This window comes from Halomonas sp. E19, from assembly GCF_052439355.1.
In the GTDB taxonomy this organism is placed as follows: Bacteria; Pseudomonadota; Gammaproteobacteria; order Pseudomonadales; family Halomonadaceae; genus Halomonas.
In genome coordinates this window covers 2959661-2978076 of the sequence record NZ_JBNFWU010000001.1, presented here as the reverse complement: position 1 = coordinate 2978076, position 18416 = coordinate 2959661, and the positions used below count along the sequence as shown (strand labels likewise).

Here is an 18416-nt window from a genome sequence, read left to right as displayed (position 1 = left end):
GTGGAGCACTTCAGGCCGGCATGGCTGCGGCGCGTCTTGCCAGCAGTGCCTCGTCGCACTTGGGGCAGAACTCGTGTTCGCCGGCCAGGTAGCCGTGCACCGGGCAGATCGAGAAGGTCGGCGTCACGGTGATGTAGGGCAGGCGGAAGCGCGACAGCGCGGTGTGCACCAGCTTGCGGCAGGCGGTGGCGCTGGAGAGCCGCTCGCGCATGTAGAGGTGCAGCACGGTGCCGCCGGTGTAGCGGGTCTGCAGCGGGTCCTGGTGGATCAGCGCCTCGAAGGGGTCGTCGGTATGCCCCACCGGCAGCTGGCTCGAGTTGGTGTAATAGGGCGCCTCCGGCGTGCCCGCCTGCAGAATGCCCGGGTAGCGTTCGGCGTCGGCGCGGGCGAAGCGATAGGTGGTGCCCTCCGCCGGGGTCGCTTCCAGGTTGTAGAGGTGGCCGGTCTCGGCCTGGAACTCTTGCATCCTGGCGCGCACGTGGTCGAGCACCTCCAGGGCGAGCTGGCGTCCTTCGGGGACGGTGATGTCGTAGCGGTCGTCGCAGAAGTTGCGCACCATCTCGTTGAGTCCGTTCACGCCCAGGGTGGAGAAGTGGTTGCGCAGGGTGCCGAGATACCTCTGGGTGAAGGGGTAGAGCCCTTCGTCCATCCACTGCTGGATGCGCTCGCGCTTGAGCTCCAGGCTGTCGCGGCCCAGCGCCAGCAGGCGGTCAAGTTCGTGAAACAGACCCGCCCGATCGCCGGCGAAGCGGTAGCCGAGCCGTGCGCAGTTGAGCGTCACCACGCCCAGCGAGCCGGTCTGCTCGGCGCTGCCGAACAGGCCGTTGCCGCGCTTGAGCAGCTCGGAGAGGTCGAGCTGCAGGCGGCAGCACATGGAGCGCACCATGTGCGGCTCCAGGTCGGAGTTGAGGAAGTTCTGGAAGTAGGGCAGGCCGTACTTGGCGGTCAGTGCGAACAGCCGCTCGGCGTTGTCGCTTTCCCAGTCGAAATCGGGGGTGATGTTGTAGGTGGGGATGGGGAAGGTGAACACCCGGCCCTGGCGGTCGCCGGCCTCCATCACCTCCAGGTAGGCGCGGTTGAGCAGGTCCATCTCCGCCTGCAGCTCGCCGTAGGTGAAGGGCTGCTCCTCGCCGCCGACGATCGGCACCTGGTCGCGCAGGTCCACCGGGCACACCCAGTCGAAGGTGAGGTTGGTGAAGGGCGTCTGGCTGCCCCAGCGCGACGGCACGTTGAGGTTGTAGATGAACTCCTGGATCGCCTGCTTCACCGCGGCAAAGTCGAGGCCGTCCTTGCGCACGTAGGGGGCGAGATAGGTATCGAAGGAGCTGAAGGCCTGGGCGCCGGCCCACTCGTTCTGCAGCGTGCCGAGGAAGTTGACCATCTGCCCCAGCGCGCTGGAGAGGTGGCGCGGCGGGCCGCTCTCGGCGCGCCCGGGCACGCCGTTGAAGCCCTCGATCAGCAGCTGGCGCAGCGACCAGCCGGCGCAGTAGCCGCACAGCATGTCGAGATCGTGGATGTGCAGGTCGCCCTCGCGGTGGGCGGCGCCGACCTCGGCCGGGTAGACCTCGTCGAGCCAGTAGTTGGCGATTAGCTTGCCCGAGACGTTGAGGATCAGCCCGCCCAGGAGTAGCCCTGGTTGGCGTTGGCGTGCACGCGCCAGTCGGCGCGTTCGAGGTACTCGTTGACGGTCGAGGCGACGTCGATGCGGCGCGGGCCGGCCTGGCTTGTGGGGGCGTTCACCGTAATCTCCCTATATGTGCTGCCGTTTTATTTTCCAAACACAACATATGGTGGTGAAGGCTAGAGGGTGTCAGGTCCAGAGGGAATGACCTGGATCAGGAAAAGGCCAGATGGCGCTCGACCAACGACAAACCCCGCCGGGTGGCGGGGTTTGCAAGGCGGCTTGCAACGGAGTTGGGCGAGGGGGTAAAAATAGCGTCAGCCGGCGGGCAGGCGTGTATTGTCCATGCCCGGGCGGCCGTGCCAGTAGCCGTCGCACACCTCGGCCTCGACCAGGGCCAGCGGGTCGGCGGCGGGCAGCTCGCCGCGGCGGGCGGCGTCGAAGGCGGCGACCACCTCGGCCATGCCCTCGGCACGGGGGCTCAGGCGCGCCACGCCTACGCCCATGGCGACCATGTCGCTGACCTCGTGGCGCAGGTCCTGGCAGGCGCCGGAAAGCGTCTGGATGCCGTTGAGGGTGAACACCTCCTTTGACTCCTGGGAGCGCAGCGCCAGCCCTTCCGGGTACTTCTGGCACACGAACATGCAGCGGTCCTTGGGCTTCTGGTGGCGCCGGGCGGTAAAGCAGCGCGACGACCAGGCCAGCGGCAGGTGGCCGTAGGCGAACACCTCGCAGGGCTGGTCCAGCCCCTCGGTGGCGCAATCGGCGAGCAGCCGGGTGAGGTCGCTGCGCGACATCTCCACCGGCGCCTGCCAGCGCTGCATGCCGGCCCGGGCCATCACGCCGATGGCGGCGGGGTTGTAGAGGTTCAGCGCCGCCCCGGCGACAAACGGCAGGCCGGCGGCGGCGAGGCGCTGCAGGGCGCTCTGGTCGTTGGCCTCGACGATGAACTCGCCGTTGTCGCACAGCTTGCGCAGGTCGCGCAGGTCGGCCTCGGACTCGATCAGGGTCTGGCTCGCCAGCACCACCTGCTTGCCGCTCTGGCTAAGCTCGCGGCCGATGCCGAGCCAGTCGTCGAGCTTCATGTCGCGGCGCCGCGAGCAGACGGACTCGCCCAGGGTGACGATCTCTACCGGCCAGTCGGCGGCCTCGCGGTAGAAGTCGGCGTAGCGCTCGCGGGTCCAGTAGAACAGCACCGGGCCCAGGGCGAGCTGCAGGGAATCGGATGACATGAAACCTCCTATTTCCAGCGGCGTTCGTAGGCGCCCAGAGTGGTGGTGGCGCCCTCGGAGACCTCGCCGAGGCCGGCCATCCAGGCGGGGTCGGGGTGGAAGCGCTCCGGCGTGCGCGCCAGGCGGTCCAGCGCCTGGCGCCAGATGCCGGCGACCTTCGACACGTAGGCCGGGCTGCGCTGGCGGCCCTCGATCTTCACCGCGCTGATGCCCAGCTCGCGCAGCTCCGGCAGCAGCTCCAGGGTGTTGAGGCTGGTGGGCTCCTCGATGGCGTGGTAGGTCTCGCCGCCCACTTCGAAGCGCCCCTTGCACAGGGTGGGGTAGCCGGCCCGCTCGCCCTCGCCGTAGCGGTCGATCAGCACGCCGTTGAGGCGCGACTCCAGGCCTTGCGGGGTTTCCTCCCAGCGCACGTGGGCCGCCGGCGAGCAGACGCCGCGGGTGTTGGGCGATTCGCCGGTGAGATAGGACGACAGGTAGCAGCGGCCCTCGGCCATGATGCACAGGCTGCCGAAGGCGAACACCTCGAGCTCCACCGGGCTCTGCTTGGCGAGGTCGCGCACCTGGGTGATGGAGAGCACCCGCGGCAGCACGGCGCGCTTGATGCCGAACTGGTCGTGGTAGAAGCGCAGCGCCTCGTGGCTGGTGGCGGAGCCCTGCACCGAGAGGTGGCGGGGAGCTCCGGATAGCGCCGGGCGGCATAGTCGAGCAGGCCCATGTCGGCCATGATCAGGGCATCGACGCCGAGCTCGGCGGCCTGGTCCACGGCGCGGGTCCACTGGTGCCAGCCGTCGGGCTGCGGGTAGGTATTGATGGCGCAAAACACCCGCTTGCCGCGAGCATGGGCGTAGTCGATCCCTTCGCGGGCGCGCTTGTCGGTGAAGTTCAGCCCGGAAAACTGACGGGCGTTGGTGGCATTCTGGAAGCCGAAATAGACGGCATCGGCGCCTTCATCCACCGCCCGCTTCAGGGCCGGCAGGTTGCCGGCCGGGCAGACGAGCTCCATGTCGCTCTCCTCGCAGTCTGGATAAACCCGACCATGCTAGTCGACTACCCGTGCAGGGCTTTTGATGCGGGTCATGGCGAGGCGGAATTGTCGTCCCTGCCCACAGTGATACTCGACCTCCTTGTACCTGGAGCCGCATATGGCCGGGTGGAGATCGTCGATATCGATGGTGTCGATATCGACTGCTTCGGCGTATCGGCGGCAGTGAAGGAAAGCTCCTTGTTAGTGTCCTTCGGTGATGGGAACGCGGTCATCGACGGAGCGCCGGCCTTCGATGGGCAGCGTGGCCTGTCGTGTCTCGGGACGATACTTGCGCATGATATAGCGCAGCCGCTTCATCACATCCAGGTTGGCCGACTCCATGCGTGAGAGTGCGTCTATGGCCTCGTCCATCTGACCGGCTCGGAAGTGGGTTACGGCCTCGATGGCGCAGCGGTGGACCTGGCGGTGGGGCATTTCCAAGGCCTGGAAGTCCTGGTCGCTGTAGAACTGCTGGCTGCCAGTGCCCTCGTAGTACCAGCGCCCCAGGGCACACTGGGTTTCATCGGGAAGGTCGGTGACCCCTTTGGCCGATAGCCCCATGAAAATGCGATAGACCTCAAGCTTGATCTCCAGCTCCTCAAGGTTGGCCAACTCGACTTCGCTTAGCATGGCCGAGAAGGCCAGCGCCTGACTGCTCTCGTCGGTCAACCCCAGCAGCTGTTCCGTGCGCTCCATCACCCGGCTGGCCTCGGCGCTCAAACGCTCGGCCTTGCGTGCGTTGTCCTCCATCACGCTATCGACATGGTTGGCCTGACTCAGAATGCTACCGTTGAGCCCACTAATCTCTTCGGTGGCGCCACTGGTCCGCGAGGCAAGTTGGCGAACTTCGGTGGCCACCACGGCGAAGCCTCGCCCGGCATCGCCGGCGCGGGCCGCTTCGATGCTGGCATTGAAGGCCAGCAGCGTCGTCTGCATCGATATCTCGTCGATGACCTTGACGAAGCCGTCGATGTGGCTTGCATTGCCGCGCAGCGAGGTGACCTGCTCGGCGGCGTTGGCAATGCGCTGGTTGAGGGCGCGCAGCTCCCCCACCATGGCGTTTAGGGCTTCCTGGCTGCGCTGGGACTCGCTGGTGGTTAAGTCCGTGGCTTGACGATTACCTATCAGCAGCCCCGAGAGGTCCGAGAAGGATTCGCGCAGCGCCACCAGCGAATGGCCGAATCCGGTGAGATTGGTGAAAAGCTGCTGGTGCAGTCGCTGGTCTGCTTCCAGCGTGTCGATGCGGGCCTGAAGGCGGCTTCGTTCCGCATGCAGTGCGGTCTCGGTATCGGTTTGCTGTTGCTTGCGGCGGCGTATCAGGGGCATACCGGCGACCTGCTTTAGTAAGTTCATGGAATCGCTCTTGTGCTATGAGTGTCATTCTCATAAAGCAAGAGACGTGCCAGTAGAAAAATATTTTTTATAACAGAAACTTAAATCATTTTTGGTAAAAATCACCCTGTCTATAATGGTAAAAAATACCTCTAATGAGTAAAAATTACCTTTTAGTCCCCTGCGATTTCACCTTGATCGCGGGAGACGGTCTCTTTATGAGGTGGTAGCCAAGGTCGTTGCCTTGACTCTCAGGGTGTGTAGGAGAGGGGCAGGGCTTCGAGCTGGCAGTGACGCTTTCCCAAAGCCGTGGTGGCAAGACGGTGGCAGCCGCCAACGACCACTGGCGAGATCGATTTGCTCCAGTCAAACAGGGGCCACGCAGATGTGATTGGTGCGGGATGCCAGGGTCTTGACGGCGCCAGACGCTCAGGACATGTACCGGCTGCGTGCCAAGCGGGCCCCCCTCCTCAGGAAACCGAGCTCTTTGGACGCCTGGCCGAACAGCAGGATGCCGAAGTACGCCTGCAGGCGCGTGACTTGCGCGGCTCGACATTTACTGAGGCTATCCCCTCAGCCAGTACCTGGATGAAGCGCTATCGGCCCCGTGATGACGGTTGTCATTTCGGGGCCGAGTAGCGTTTTAGCTTTGGTGAGTGTTAGGCAACATCAAGCGGGCGCGACGGACCGAAGTGCTCGTAGTGGCGGCGGCTCTCGTCGATGCCGAGCTCCGCCAGCGCCTTGTCGATCGCGCTCATGAAGCCCTGCGGGCCGACGAAGTAGCAGCGCGGCTTGTCTTCCGGCAGGTAGCGCCGCAGCAGCTCGCGGTCGATGCGCCCGGTATGGTCGGCCGCATCGCCCTGCTCATGGATGGCGACGGCCTCGAGCCGCGAGGGGTGGGCCTTGCGCAGCGCCTCGACCTCCTCGCGGAAGGCATGGTGCCGGGCATCCAGCGCCGCGTGCAGGTAGACCACCTTCCGCCCCTGGGCCAAGGCCTGGCGCGCCAGCGGCAGCATCGGCGTCTGCCCCACGCCGCCACTGACCAGCAGCAGCGGTTCGCTGCCTTCCTTTAGGGTCAGTTCGCCGGCCGGCGGCAGCAGGTCGAGGGTGTCGCCGACCGCCAGCGCGTCGTGCAGGTGGCGGCTGGCGCGGCCTTCGGCCTCGCGCTTCACGGAAATGCGGTAACCGCGTCCGTTAGGGATATCCGACAGGCTGTAGTGCCGATAGACCGGCTCGCCGTCGATCATGAAGCGTACGCCGATGTACTGGCCGGGCGCATGCTCCGCCACCGCGCCGCCATCCTCCGGCTCGAGCACGAAGGACCGGATCACTGCGCTCTCCTGGCGCGTGGCGGCGATGCGGAAGCGGCGCAGGCCGTACCAGCCGCCGGGCTGCTGGGCGAAGGCATCGTAGCGCTGGCGCTCGAGGTCGATCAGCAGGTCGGCCAGTTCCTGGTAGAGCGCGCCCCAGGCGTCGGCGATTTCCGGCGTCAGGGCATCGCCCAGCACCTCGCCGATGGCGGCCATCAGGCATTCGCCAACGATGGGGTACTGGTCGGGCTGGATGCCCAGCGAGACGTGCTTCTCGACCACGATGCCAAGCACGTCCCGTGCCCTGGCGGGGTCCTGGCGCAGCTGCACGTAGGCCAACACGGCGCCGGCCAGGGCGCGCTGCTGGGCACCGCTGTGCTGATGGGCGGCGTTGAACAACGAGGCCACGCTGGGGTAGCGCTCGAACATCAGCGGATAGAAGCGCTGGGTGATGGCGTCGAGGTGCTCGGCCACCACCGGGGCGGTGGCTTCGATGAGTTGTTCTTGCTGTGCATTGAGCATGGCGGTCTCCACTGTCGGGGGGGGGTGAGTTTATAATGAGTATGTAAAATGCATGTTATAGAGCTTGCAGCCAAAAGACCAGCGCAGACGCCCGCGGAGCGCGGGCGGCAAGGGCAGCAGGTGTTCCGAAAGGGAGTGGGCAGAAAGCGACAGGGCGGGAGATCGAAAAACGGCAGCCGGCCATCAAGGCCGGCTGCGGGTGGGTCTCAGAGCCCGATGCGATGCGCGCGATGGGTGAAGAAAATGCCGCTCGGCGATTCGGCGGGCAGCCGTGCCAGCTCTTCGAAGGTGCGGGTGTCGTAGACCACCACCTGGTTGCTGTCGCGGGCCGAGATCCAGATGTGCTCGCCGCGCGGGGTGAACTCCTTGTGCAGGATCGACTCGCCGGGCTCCAGGGTCGCGATCACCTCCAGGGTCTGGGTATCGATGACCTGCACCTTGTCGTTGAGCGGGTGGGCGAAGGTGACCCATACCTGGCGCTCGTCGGGGCGGCTCATGACGAAGATCGGCTGGCCGTGCACTTCGATGCGATGGGTCAGCGACCAGTCCTTGGTGTCGGCCACCAGCACTTCGTTGCGGCCCACGGCGGGGAAGAAGGCCTGGTCGCCGGCCATGGCCCAGCCCTCCAGGTGCGGCATCTTGTAGACCGGCAGGCGCTGCTCGCCCTGGCCATAGTCGGGCAGGATGCGTTTGACGCCGTGCTCCGGGTACCACAAGTCGAGCAGCGCCATGCCGTCCTCGCCGAACAGGCCGGCGATATAGTAGCGGCCGTTGGGCGTGATCAGGGCGTCGTAGGGCATGCTGCCTACGTCGCGGTACTTGGTCAGCTCCGGCTCCTGCGTGGACATGTCGAGGGTCCAGATTTCGCCGGCCTCGAACAGGCTGAAGACGAAGAGATTGCCCGGCACGTCGACCACGCCCACCACCTTGGCCTGGGCCGAGCTGCCGTCGGGGCGCTCGTAGGTGGCCGGTACGTCGATCACCAGCTCCATGGTCTCGGTGTCGAACACCTTCACGCCGCCCGGCTCATAGTTGCCCACCGCCACGAAACGGCCGTCCTGGGAGATGGCGCCGCCGATGCTGTTGCCGCCCTGGATGATGCGCCCATCGATCTCGCCGCTGAGCAGGTCGAGCCGGGTCAGCCCACCGTCGCGTCCGAACACGAAGGCGTAGCGGGCGTCGCGGGTGAACTTCACCGAGGCGTGGGAGAGATCGCCGAAGCCCTCGACATGGCGCAGCACCTCGCGCTGGGAAGTGTTGACCAGCGCCACGCTGCCGGTGGCGCGTTCGATGACGACGCCGAGATCGCCGGTGCCACGCAGCTCCCCGTTCAAGGCGGGGACCTCGGCCAGCGCCTGGCCGGTGGTAAGCAGGGCCAGAACGCCGGCGGCGAAGAGGGACTTCAGCGGGGTCGGGACGGGCATGGGCATCTCCAGAATCAATCGTGTTGCAGCGTTTCCAGGCGGTTGTCGGTGCGCAGGTGCTCGGCGATCCAGCGGGCCTCCGCATCGCTGAGCAGCGCCGACCAGCCCGGCATGGCGCTGCCGGGTATGCCGTGCTGGATGATGTGTGTGAGGGCCTCGGGGCTGAAGCCTTCCATGCGGTCACGCGGCAGCGCCGGACCGAGTCCGCCGCGCAGGGTCATGCCATGGCAGGAACCGCAGTCCTGGTAGAGCAGGGTTTCCAGCTCGGCCTGGCGCTGCAGGTCCGGCGCATCCTGGCGGGGTCCGCCAAGACGGCCGCGGACGACAGCAGGCCGAGAAACAGGAGGGGCAGAACCGGCAGTTGCATGGGGTGCCTCGCGATGTGACAAACGTGAGCCAATCTCGGGGCCCAGAGCGGGCCGTTGACGCAGTGTTGCGCCGCCAAACCGGCAATGCTTTGACGAACGTCAATGGCGTGGCGAGTAACAGGGTGGGTCGGGACAAAAAGGGCCATTCGCAATACCTCTTTTGACTTGCGTCAACGGCACGGCGGATGGCCGCTTTATGACTTGATGGTGGATGTAAGATACCGCTTAAGATCATGTTTCCCATCGACCCGCCTGGTACCCCTTCATGGCTGCACTCGACGAGCTCGACCGACGCCTCATCGATGCCTTTCAGCGCGACCTGCCGATCTGCGAGCGGCCCTACGCCGCCATGGCCGAACGGCTGGGCGCCAGCGAGGCGCAGGTATGCGAACGGCTGCAGGCCCTGCAGCAGACCCAGGTGCTCAGCCGCGTGGGGCCGGTGTTCGATCATGCCCGCGCCGGGGCCAGCCTGCTGGCGGCGGTCGCCGTGCCCGAGGCCGAGCGTGACGCGGTGGCGACGGTGATCAACCGCTCGCCGGGGGTCAATCACAACTACGCTCGTGAGCACGATTTCAATCTCTGGTTCGTGATGACGGCGGCCGACGAGGCGCAGCTCGACGCACGCCTCGATGCGCTGGAGGTGGAGCTGGGCACGCCGCTGCTGCGCCTGCCGATGGTCGAGGGCTACCACATCGACCTGGGCTTTCCGATTCCCTGGGATGAGCTGGAGGCAGAATGACGACCCTTGCTCCCCTGCCCGTGAGCCGTACCGCACCCGGCGACGCTCAGCGGCTGCGCGCCCTGCTCGAACGCGGCCTGCCGTTGACCGAGCGCCCCTGGCAGGTGCTGGCCGAGCAGTGCGGCATGACGGAAGGCGAGGTCATGGCCTGGGTACGGCGCTGGCAGCAGGAAGGCCTGATCAAGCGCATGGGGCTGGTGGTCAGGCATCGCGCCCTCGGTATCCATGCCAACGCCATGGTGGTGTGGGACCTGCCCGACACCAGCGTGGCCGAGGTGGGCCGGCGCCTGGCCGCCGAGCCGGCCGTCACGCTGTGCTACCAGCGCCCGCGGCGGCTGCCGGCATGGCCCTACAACCTATTCTGCATGATTCACGGCACCCGGCGCGACCGGGTGCTGGCCGCGCTCGACGCCATCGTCGCACGGCACGGTCTGCAGCAAACGCCCCACCGCGTGCTGTTCAGCCTCAAGGCCTACAAGCAGTGCGGCGGGCGCTACACCCGCGAGGATTCCCCATGAGCGCCGAACGCGCCCAGCGGCCTGAGCCGGCCGAGCTTGATGCCGCCGACCGGCGCATCATCAATCGCCTCCAGGACGGCCTGCCGCTGGTGGCCGCGCCCTATGCCGCGGTGGCGGCAGAACTCGCGCTCTCCGAAGGGGAGCTGCTCTATCGCCTCGAACGACTGCTGGAAGACGGCGTGCTGAGCCGCTTCGGCCCCATGTACCACGCCGAGCGGCTGGGCGGTGGGCTGACCCTGGCGGCACTGGAGGTACCGGAAGCCGACTTCGAGCGCGTCACCGCGCTGGTCAACGCCTTTTCCGAAGTGGCGCACAACTACCGCCGCGAGCACCGGCTCAACATGTGGTTCGTGCTGGCTACCGAGACGCCCGAGCGCATCGGCGAAGTGATTGCTGAGATCGAGGCTGCCACCGGCCTTGCGGTGTTCAACATGCCCAAGCAGGAGGAATTCCATGTCCGTCTCCACCTGCCCGTCTGAGCCGCTGGCCGCCGCCGCCGAGGGCGGCCTGGATGCCATCGATCGCGCCATCGTGCTGGCCACCCAGGCCGGCCTGCCGCTGGTACCGGACCCTGGGCGGCGGTAGGCAAGCCGCTCGGCCTCGACGGCGAGGAAGTGCGCCTGCGCATGCAGCGCATGCAGGAAAGCGGCATGGTGCGCCGCGTGGCCGCGGTGCCCAACCACTACCGACTGGGCTACCTGGCCAACGGCATGACCGTGTGGGACGTGGACGATGCTCATATCGAGCGGCTCGGACGCGCCGTGGCCTCGATCCCGGGCGTGAGCCACTGCTACCGGCGTCCGCGCCACCTGCCGGCGTGGTCCTACAACCTGTTCGTGATGCTGCATGGGCGCAGCCACGACGAGGTCGAGCGCCAGGCCGAGGCACTGCGTGCCCTGCTCGGTGATGCCTGCCGCGACCATCGCATCCTGTACAGCTCACGCATTCTCAAGAAGACCGGCCTGCGGCTTGCACGCCGGCCCGGTCCGCCGCGCTGAGGCTCGCGCCGCGCCAGAGGAGGTTTCCATGTTCCGTGTCACCCGTTACGTCAAGTCGCTGCTCGAGCCCACTCCGGTGCCGCCGGCCCACAAGCCTCCCGGCCCGGTGGTGATCTGGAACCTGATCCGGCGCTGCAACCTGACCTGCAAGCACTGCTACACGGTGTCGGCCGACATCGACTTCAAGGGGAGCTCTCCACCGCGGAAGTCTTCACCGTGCTCGATGACCTCAAGCGCTTCCGCGTGCCGGCGCTGATCCTCTCCGGCGGCGAGCCGCTGATGCGCCCGGATATCTTCGAGATCTCCCAGCGCGCCCGCGAGCTCGGCATCTACACCGGCCTGTCCACCAACGGCACCCTGATCAACGAGAGCAACATCGAGCGCATCGCCGCCTGCGGCTACGACTACGTCGGCATCAGCATCGATGGGCTGGAAGCAACGCATGATGATTTCCGCCAGCGCCAGGGTGCGTTCCGCGAATCGATGCATGCGGTCAAGCTGTGCAAGCAGCACGGTATCAAGGTGGGCCTGCGCTTCACCCTGACCCAGCAGAACTACGAGCAGCTCGACGACCTGCTGGCGCTGATCGAGGAGCACGATGTCGACAAATTCTACCTGTCGCACCTCAACTACGGCGGGCGCGGCCACCGCCACCGCAAGCAGGACGCCTGGTACCAGATGACCCGCGACGCCATGACCCGGCTGTTCGACCACTGCCGAGCGGAGCTGGAGCGTGGCATCGAGCGCGAATACGTCACCGGTAACAACGACGCCGACGGCCCCTTCCTGCTGATGTGGGCCCGCGAGCACTTTCCCGACCAGGCCGAGGCGTTGGAGCGGCGGCTGATCAACTGGGGCGGCAACGCCTCGGGCGAGCATATCGCCAACATTGACAACCTGGGCACCGTGCATCCAGACACCTTCTGGTGGGACCACGACCTGGGCAACGTGCGCAACACGCCCTTCTCCGAGATCTGGCGCAACACCCAGGACCCGCTGATGGCAGGGTTTCGCCAGCGCCCGCGGCCGCTCAAGGGCCGCTGCGCAGAGTGCCGTTACCTTGCCATCTGCAACGGCAACACGCGGGTGCGGGCCTGGAAGGTGACCGGCGACCCCTGGGAGGAGGATCCCGGCTGCTACCTCAGCAATGAGGAGATCGGCGTCGAAGAGCATCGCCAGCGTCGCGTGGCGGCGCCCTACGATGCCATCCAGAGCGTCGAGCTGTAGACCGTACTTACCGTTACATAGCTAGTAGAGCGTTGACGCTTCGGGGAGAGGCCGACCATGACTACGCATCGCCAATTGCGAAATTTGACCTTCGACCTCGCCGAGGCGCCGCTGGCGCCTGGTGAAGTCGCCATCGTCGGCGCCGGCCCCGGCGACCCTGGCCTGCTGACCCTGCGCGCCCTGTCGCTGCTGCAGCAGGCCGACTGCCTGGTGTTCGACCGCCTGGTGTCCCAGGAGGTGCTGTTGCTGGCCCGCCCCGAGGCGAAGCGCTACTACGTGGGCAAGGCCTCGAGCCACCACGCGCTGCCTCAAGAGGAGACCAACGCCCTGCTGGTTGAGCTGGCCCGCGACGGCGAGCGGGTGGTGCGTCTGAAGGGCGGCGACCCCTACATCTTCGGTCGCGGCGGCGAGGAGGTCGAATACCTGATCGAGCACGGCGTGGGCTTTCGCGTGGTGCCCGGCATCACTTCGGCCTCGGGCTGCTCCACCTACTCCGGCTTCCCGCTGACCCACCGTGATCATGCCCAGAGCGTGACCTTCGTCACCGGCCATGCCAAGGCCGACGGCGAACTCGACCTCAACTGGGCCGCGCTGGCGGTACCGCATCACACCGCGGTGTTCTACATGGGCCTGGCCAACGCCGAGCTGATCAGCACCGAGCTGCAGCGCCACGGCCTGCCTTCCGACCACCCGGTGGCTCTGGTGGAGCGCGGCACCACGCCCGCGCAGCGCCACGTGCTGACCAGCCTGGGCGAGCTGACCCGGGCCATCGAGCGTGAACAGCTGCAGCCGCCGACGCTGATCGTAGTGGGCGAGGTGGTGCGCCTGGCCGAGACCCTGTCACCCGCCATGGCGCGGGCGGCGAGCGCCAGCGACGAGGCGCTGGCGATGGGGAGGGTGGCGCTGTGAAGCCTGTCACGCTGCTTGCCGGGGCCCTGCTGGGCCTCGCGCTTCCCGCCGCGCCGGTGCTGGCCGACGAGCCCGACGCCAACGTGCTCTACAACCACCACTGTGCGATCTGCCATGGCGTCAGCCGCCTGGGGGGCATCGGCCCGGCGCTGCTGCCCGACAACCTGTCGCGGCTGAAGCGCAACGAGGCCGTCGAGGTGATCCGCGACGGTCGCCCCGCCACCCAGATGCCGGGCTACAGCGCGCTGCTCGGCGAGGCCGAGATTGCCGCACTCGCCGAATGGATCTTCGAGCCGCCCGAGGTCGAGCCGAGCTGGACCGACGCGGACATCCTGGCCAGCCACGTGGTCAACCACGCCTACGGCAGCCTGCCCGACGTGCCGGTGTTCGAGGTCGAGGACCTCAAGAACCTGTTCATCGTGGTAGAAATCGGCGACCACCACGTCAGCCTGCTCGACGGTGACAAGTTCGAACGCATCGCCCGCTTTCCCAGCCGCTATGCGCTGCACGGCGGACCCAAGTACACGCCGGATGGTCGCTACGTGTTCTTCGGTTCCCGCGACGGCTGGGTGACCAAGTACGACATCTACAACCTCGAGGTCACCGCAGAGGTGCGCGCCGGCATCAACATGCGCAACATCGCCGTATCCGCCGACGGCAACTACGTGCTGGCCGGCAACTACCTGCCGCATACCCTGGTGCTGCTGGATGCGCGCAACCTCGAGCTGATTGCGTCCATCCCGGTAGAAGGGCTCAACGGCGAAACCTCGCGGGTCAGCGCGGTCTATACCGCGCCGCCGCGCAACAGCTTCGTCGCTGCCCTGCGCGACATCCCTGAGGTGTGGGAGATCCGCTGGCCCGAGGAGCGTGCCGCCGGTGACGAGGCGCTGGTCGGCGACTTCGCCCTGCACCGCATGGAGGCGCCGGACTACCTCGACGACTTCTTCTTCGACATGGAATATCGCTACTTGGTGGGTGCGGCCCGCGGCGGCAAGGGCGGGCAGGTGTTCGACATGGACGAGGAGATCAAGGTCGCCGACCTGCCGCTGGAGGGCATGCCGCATCTGGGCGCCGGCATTACCTGGGAGCTCGACGGCCGCCGCGTCATGGCGATCCCGCATATCGACAAGGGCCAGGTCTCGGTGTTCGACATGACCGACTGGTCGCTGGTCACCCGCATCGAGACCGACGGCCCTGGCTTCTTCATGCGCAGCCACGAGAACTCGCCCTACGCCTGGGTCGACGTCTTCTTCGGTCCCAACCACGATCGCATTCACGTGATCGACAAGCAGAGCCTGGAGATCGTCGAAACGCTGATTCCCGAGCCGGGCAAGACTGCCGCCCACGTGGAGTTCGACCGCCGCGGCGAGACCCTGCTGCTGAGCATCTGGGATGACGACGGCTACCTGCTGTGGCTCGACGCCAACACCCTGGAGGAACTCGGCCGCATGCCAATGAAGCGCCCTTCGGGTAAGTACAACGTCTGGAACAAGACTCAGTATGAAGAGGGCACCAGCCACTGAGGTGCGCCGGGCGGGATGCTGCGGCATTCCCCGCCCGCTTTGATGTACGTCAATGCCAAGATCGCCCCCGCGCAGCACAATAGCCCGCTGCGCGGGGCGATGCCGTTCCGGCCCCTCCAGCCGGCCGCCGACGGAGGCAAGCCTGGCGGTACTCTCACACCACGGACAGCATAGGGTCATGAACCAGTCAGCGGTCGAAAGGATTCTCGTCGTCACTCCCTCAGCCCCTGTGCAGCCGCTGGTTACCCAGCTGGCGCAGCGGGATGCCTGCCCGCTGCAACTGGTCGCGCCCGGGCCCCGGTCGAGGCGGCCATCACACGCCGTGCGCTGGTGCTGCTCGATGCCGACCACATCGACCTGGCCAGCCTGCAGGCGTGGCACCAGCGGGTCACGGAGGAGCCGACGCTAACGCTGGCGGCCTTCCACCTGGGCAGCGAGGACCACGCCATCGAGCTGCTGGCCACGCTGCCGCTGCAGGGTGTCTTCTATCGTCACGACGCACCGGCGCTGGTCGACAAGGGCATCGAGGTGCTGCTCGGCGGCGAGCTGTGGATGTCGCGCACCCTGATGACGCGACTCATTGCACTCTACCGGCGGCAACACCTGGGCGGACAGCGGGCGATCAACGGGCTGTCGCGCCGCGAGCTCGAGATCATCGGTCAGCTCGGCGTGGGGGCGTCTAACCCCGAGATTGCTAGGCAGCTGGTCATCAGCGAGCACACCGTCAAGACGCACCTCTACAACATTTATCGCAAGCTCAAGGTACGCACGCGGGACCAGGCCAGGGCGTGGGCGCACTACCATCTGCCCGCTGGGATACCTCGCCAGTCCACGACGTCGGACGAGGCCTGACGCCGTGTTGCCTTTTTCGCCCTTGCCCCGGCTCGCATGCCCCTGGCTGTCGTTTCCCGGGGTTAACTGCTCGACTTGTTGATGCCTGTCATGGCGGCGCACGAGCGTGGCGCGGACAATGGCTAAATCCTAGCGTTCAAGTCGGGTAACCCGCATGAAATCCACGACCTCCCCTTTCGCCCAAGGCCTGACGCAGCTGCCCGTGATGCGTCTGGCGTTTCGGCCATTCTTCCTGCTCGCCGCGCTGTTCAGCGTGCTGGCCATGGTGGTGTGGTTCGCCTTCTGGCACGGCGACATCCTGCTGCGCCCCCACGGCGGGCTGATGTGGTGGCACCAGCACGAGATGATCTTTGGTTTCGGCGCCGCGGTGGTGGTGGGCTTCCTACTGACCGCGGTGCAGAACTGGACGGGGCAGCGCAGCCTGCATGGCGCCTCGCTGTTCGGGCTGGTGCTGCTGTGGCTGGCCGCACGCGTACTGCTGGCGTATCCGGTGGGTCTGCCGGCGTGGCTGCTGATCAGCCTCGACGTGGCGTTCCTGCCGCTGGCGGCGCTGGCCATGGGCCGGCTGGTGGTCGCTGCCCGGCTGTGGCGCAACCTGATGTTCGTGCCGGTGCTGCTGCTGCTGGCCGGCGCCAACCTGGCCATGCACCTGGGCGTGATCCAGGGCAAGCTGGCCCTGATCCGTGAAGGCAGCTACCTGGGCGTGCTGCTGATCGCCATGTTGATGGTGCTGCTGGGCGGGCGGGTGATTCCTTTCTTCACCTCGCGTCGGCTGGGGCGTCCGCAGCTGGCCGCCTGGCCGCGCCTCGAGCGGCTCGTGCTGGCGTCGATGGTGGCGGTGGTCCTGCTACAGCTGCTGGTGCTGCTGGGGCTGGTGGTGCCCAAGGCCGTGCTGGCCGTCGTCATGCTGGTGGCAGCGGCAAGCAACACCGTACGGCTGCTGCGCTGGGAAGGGCACCTGACCTGGCGCGAGCCGCTGCTGTGGGGCCTGCACCTGAGCTACGCTTTCGTGGCGCTGGGCCTGGCGATGTGGGCCATGGCGCTGCTGGGCGCCTTCCGCGTCGAGCTGGCCGTGCATGCCCTGGCCATTGGCGGCATCGCCGCGATGATGCTGGCCATGATGGCGCGCGTGGCACTCGGTCATACCGGTCGCGAGATCCGCACTCTGCCGGGCATCGGCGTGGGCCTGGGGCTGATGTTCACCGGGGCGCTGCTGCGTTCGCCGGTGCTGGCGCTGTTCCCCCAGATCACGCACTGGACTTACAACCTGAGTATCCTGTTCTGGTGTATTGCCTACCTGATCTTCCTGTTCCACTACACCCTGCCGCTGCTGACCGCCAGGGTGGATGGCAAGGACGGCTGACCGGAGCCCGCTGATGCTAGAGCACTACTTCCTGATTAAGCACCTGCACATGACCACGGCGCTGCTGAGCCTCGCCTTCTTTATGGTGCGCGCCTGGTGGTCGGTGCGTGAGGCACCGATCCTGCAGCGGCGGTGGGTGAAGGTGGTGCCCCACGTCAACGACACCCTGCTGCTGCTGCTGGGTGTCACGCTGATGGTGATGCTGTCGATGTGGCCGCACCATCACCCCTGGCTGGCCGCCAAGCTGCTGGCGCTGCTGGCTTACATCCTGCTTGGCACGCTGGCGATCAAGCGTGGGCGCAGCCCCGCGGCGCGGGGGTGGCCGGCCTCGCGGCGGTGGTGGCGTTCGGCTACATGCTGGGAACGGCGGTGACCAAGGATCCGCTGTTCCTGTTGCCCGGCTAGCGTGGTTTTGCTCACCGTGCCGCGCTTCTATACTGTCAGCCTGAAGCCGCGACATTCACGAGCAAGAGGAAACACGATGGCCAATCACAATCTGCCTTCCGGCGCCGGCAAGGTAGCCGATGCGCATCCTGAGGTGTGGCAAGCCTTCGCCGCGCTGGGCAAGGCCTGCGCCGAAGCCGGCCCGCTGGACGCCCGTACGCGGCGCCTGGTCAAGCTGGCACTGGCGGTGGGCGGCGGCTCCGAGGAGCCGTGCATTCGCATATGCGCCGTGCCGTCGAAGAGGGCATCGAGCCAGAAGCGCTCAAGCAGGTGGCCCTGCTGGCGATTCCTACCCTGGGCCTGCCGGCCGGGGTGGCGGCGCTGACCTGGATCGAGGACATCACCGACGCCTGAGTCGAGCGGGCCCGCCAGGGCCCGTCATGCCCCCGGCGATGCCCCCGCCGCGCTTCTTTTCCTCCCCTTTGACGAAGGTCAATGTCCGTTCCCGGGTCTGGCGGTAATCTAAAGAAGTATCACAAATGCTTGTTATAAGGGGTGGGGCTGGTCGACTTCGGTCGCAGGTCCCGAAAGTGCCACACAGCAAGGGGGACAGGCCCATGACCGAAGGCCTCACCAAGGCGGCGGCCCGAAATATTTTCTACGGCGGCTCGCTATTCTTTTTCCTCGTGTTTGCCGCATTGACGGCACACAGTCACTTCTACATCGTCAACACCTCGACGCAGCCCCTGACGGATACCGTCCGCCTGGGCAAGCATGTCTGGGAAGAGCACAACTGCATCAACTGCCACACCATTCTCGGTGAAGGTTCCTACTTTGCGCCTGAAATCGGCAATGTCTGGACCCGCTTCGGGGTCGCACCAACCCGGAAGGGCCCGCATGGCCCTGGAAGCGTGGATGAATGCCCAGCCCACCGGGGCGCCTGGCCGCCGCCAGATGCCGGCTCACGACATCAACGACGAAGAGATGCAGGCGCTGATCGATTTCCTGGAGTGGACCGATTCCATCAACACCCAGGGCTGGCCGCCGCATCCGGCCGGCTGATCCTCTTC

The 18416-nt window shown here is 66.5% G+C and carries 19 protein-coding genes and 2 pseudogenes; 14 read left to right on the top strand and 7 right to left on the bottom strand.

All coding sequences use genetic code 11. The features are described 5' to 3' along the window. Positions 1–10: 10 nt before the first annotated feature. The 7 genes and pseudogenes from ACUDAL_RS15500 to ACUDAL_RS15470 all read right to left on the bottom strand — a co-directional run bounded on the left by ACUDAL_RS15500 (position 11) and on the right by ACUDAL_RS15470 (position 8854). Positions 11–1740: pseudogene (locus tag ACUDAL_RS15500) on the bottom strand (ribonucleoside triphosphate reductase). A gap of 198 nt (positions 1741–1938) precedes the next feature. Beyond that, a complete protein-coding gene (locus ACUDAL_RS15495) occupies positions 1939–2853 on the bottom strand; it encodes a U32 family peptidase (protein ID WP_444678749.1) in 915 nt (304 codons plus the stop codon). 8 nt (positions 2854–2861) lie between these two features. Continuing rightward, positions 2862–3577 (bottom strand): annotated as a pseudogene (locus ACUDAL_RS15490) (peptidase U32 family protein). A gap of 501 nt (positions 3578–4078) precedes the next feature. Then, entirely contained in the window at positions 4079–5203 is a 1125-nt protein-coding gene (locus tag ACUDAL_RS15485; RefSeq protein WP_444678748.1) for a methyl-accepting chemotaxis protein, read from the bottom strand. A gap of 665 nt (positions 5204–5868) precedes the next feature. Then, positions 5869–7041, bottom strand: coding sequence for an NO-inducible flavohemoprotein (gene hmpA / locus ACUDAL_RS15480; protein WP_444678747.1), 1173 nt, complete (start codon positions 7039–7041; stop codon positions 5869–5871). Between the two features lie 206 nt (positions 7042–7247). Continuing rightward, the gene (locus ACUDAL_RS15475; protein WP_444678746.1) at positions 7248–8465 is read right to left on the bottom strand and encodes a cytochrome D1 domain-containing protein; all 1218 of its coding nucleotides are present in this window, start codon (positions 8463–8465) and stop codon (positions 7248–7250) included. Positions 8466–8479: 14 nt separating this feature from the next. Then, complete coding sequence (locus ACUDAL_RS15470) at positions 8480–8854, bottom strand: c-type cytochrome (protein ID WP_444678745.1); 375 nt, start codon at positions 8852–8854, stop codon at positions 8480–8482. A gap of 244 nt (positions 8855–9098) precedes the next feature. Here ACUDAL_RS15470 and ACUDAL_RS15465 point away from each other — a divergent pair, with 244 nt between their 5' ends. The 14 genes from ACUDAL_RS15465 to ACUDAL_RS15400 all read left to right on the top strand — a co-directional run bounded on the left by ACUDAL_RS15465 (position 9099) and on the right by ACUDAL_RS15400 (position 18408). Continuing rightward, positions 9099–9572, top strand: a complete 474-nt coding sequence (locus ACUDAL_RS15465; protein WP_444678744.1) for an AsnC family transcriptional regulator — start codon at positions 9099–9101, stop codon at positions 9570–9572. Next, positions 9569–10090: a siroheme decarboxylase subunit beta gene (ahbB, locus tag ACUDAL_RS15460; RefSeq protein WP_444678743.1), complete on the top strand. Its 522-nt coding sequence runs from the start codon at positions 9569–9571 to the stop codon at positions 10088–10090. Before ACUDAL_RS15465 ends, ahbB (ACUDAL_RS15460) begins: the two co-directional genes overlap by 4 nt. Beyond that, positions 10087–10569, top strand: a complete 483-nt coding sequence (locus tag ACUDAL_RS15455) for an AsnC family transcriptional regulator (protein WP_444678742.1) — start codon at positions 10087–10089, stop codon at positions 10567–10569. The genes ahbB (ACUDAL_RS15460) and ACUDAL_RS15455 overlap by 4 nt, the downstream gene beginning before the upstream one ends. Next, positions 10544–10675: a hypothetical protein gene (locus tag ACUDAL_RS15450; RefSeq protein WP_444678741.1), complete on the top strand. Its 132-nt coding sequence runs from the start codon at positions 10544–10546 to the stop codon at positions 10673–10675. The genes ACUDAL_RS15455 and ACUDAL_RS15450 overlap by 26 nt, the downstream gene beginning before the upstream one ends. Positions 10676–10716: 41 nt before the next feature. Beyond that, positions 10717–11088 carry a siroheme decarboxylase subunit beta gene (gene ahbB / locus ACUDAL_RS15445; protein ID WP_444678740.1) on the top strand — a complete coding sequence of 124 codons (372 nt, stop codon included), beginning with the start codon at positions 10717–10719 and terminating at the stop codon, positions 11086–11088. Between the two features lie 28 nt (positions 11089–11116). Continuing rightward, a complete protein-coding gene (locus tag ACUDAL_RS15440; RefSeq protein WP_444678739.1) occupies positions 11117–11344 on the top strand; it encodes a hypothetical protein in 228 nt (75 codons plus the stop codon). Continuing rightward, on the top strand, positions 11305–12315 hold the full coding sequence (gene nirJ / locus ACUDAL_RS15435; protein ID WP_444678738.1) for a heme d1 biosynthesis radical SAM protein NirJ: 1011 nt from the start codon (positions 11305–11307) through the stop codon (positions 12313–12315). The genes ACUDAL_RS15440 and nirJ overlap by 40 nt, the downstream gene beginning before the upstream one ends. Before the next feature lie 57 nt (positions 12316–12372). Continuing rightward, positions 12373–13224: a uroporphyrinogen-III C-methyltransferase gene (gene cobA / locus ACUDAL_RS15430; protein ID WP_444678737.1), complete on the top strand. Its 852-nt coding sequence runs from the start codon at positions 12373–12375 to the stop codon at positions 13222–13224. Further along, the gene (locus tag ACUDAL_RS15425; RefSeq protein WP_444678736.1) at positions 13221–14747 is read left to right on the top strand and encodes a cytochrome D1 domain-containing protein; all 1527 of its coding nucleotides are present in this window, start codon (positions 13221–13223) and stop codon (positions 14745–14747) included. Before cobA ends, ACUDAL_RS15425 begins: the two co-directional genes overlap by 4 nt. Positions 14748–15077: 330 nt before the next feature. After that, positions 15078–15599, top strand: coding sequence for a LuxR C-terminal-related transcriptional regulator (locus ACUDAL_RS15420; protein ID WP_444678735.1), 522 nt, complete (start codon positions 15078–15080; stop codon positions 15597–15599). Between the two features lie 154 nt (positions 15600–15753). Next, the gene (locus ACUDAL_RS15415) at positions 15754–16962 is read left to right on the top strand and encodes an NnrS family protein (protein WP_444678734.1); all 1209 of its coding nucleotides are present in this window, start codon (positions 15754–15756) and stop codon (positions 16960–16962) included. A gap of 13 nt (positions 16963–16975) precedes the next feature. Further along, positions 16976–17335, top strand: a complete 360-nt coding sequence (locus ACUDAL_RS15410) for a SirB2 family protein (protein WP_444678733.1) — start codon at positions 16976–16978, stop codon at positions 17333–17335. A 293-nt stretch (positions 17336–17628) separates the two neighbouring features. Next, a complete protein-coding gene (locus ACUDAL_RS15405; protein ID WP_444678732.1) occupies positions 17629–17760 on the top strand; it encodes a hypothetical protein in 132 nt (43 codons plus the stop codon). Between the two features lie 483 nt (positions 17761–18243). Beyond that, on the top strand, positions 18244–18408 hold the full coding sequence (locus ACUDAL_RS15400) for a hypothetical protein (RefSeq protein ID WP_444678731.1): 165 nt from the start codon (positions 18244–18246) through the stop codon (positions 18406–18408). Positions 18409–18416 lie beyond the last annotated feature (8 nt).